This window comes from Caulobacter sp. SSI4214 (assembly GCF_012184455.1).
GTDB lineage: Bacteria > Pseudomonadota > Alphaproteobacteria > Caulobacterales > Caulobacteraceae > Caulobacter > Caulobacter vibrioides_E.
The window spans coordinates 1-553 of sequence record NZ_SZWJ01000189.1 but is presented as its reverse complement, the minus strand read 5'-3'; the positions used below and the strand labels follow the sequence as shown (position 1 = coordinate 553).

Below are 553 nucleotides of genomic sequence, written 5' to 3'. Positions count from 1 at the left end.
AATCTCGAAGAAGTCGGCCTCGTCGACGACCTTCAGGATCAGCTCCTTCATGTCGTAGGGCTTGGTCGGGTCGGCCGGGATCAGGGTGTCGAGGCTCATCTCTTCGCGATAGGCTTCGTCGAAGCTGTCGCGCTCGGGGGCGGCCTCGCGGTTGGACGCGGGTAGGAAGTCGATCAGGCGGCGCACCTGGGTCAGGGCCTCCAGATCGTTCTCGAACGCCCCCTCGGCCACGCCCGACTTGGCCGCGTGCACGCGCGCCCCGCCCAGTTCCTCGGCGGTGACCACCTCGTTGGTGACGGTCTTCACGACATCCGGGCCGGTCACGAACATGTAGCTCGTGTCCTTCACCATGAAGATGAAGTCGGTCATGGCCGGGCTATAGACATCGCCCCCGGCGCAGGGGCCCATGATCACGCTGATCTGCGGGATGACCCCCGAGGCCATCACGTTCTCCAGGAAGATGTCGGCATAGCCGGCCAGCGAATCCACGCCCTCCTGGATGCGGGCCCCGCCCGCGTCGAACAGGCCGATGATCGGCGCGCCCACCTTCATC

1 protein-coding gene is annotated in these 553 nt (G+C 65.8%); it reads right to left on the bottom strand.

Translation table 11 applies throughout. From position 1 onward, the window contains the following. A partial coding sequence (locus FCU40_RS23035; RefSeq protein ID WP_275052067.1) for a carboxyl transferase domain-containing protein occupies positions 1–553 on the bottom strand: 553 nt, incomplete at both ends.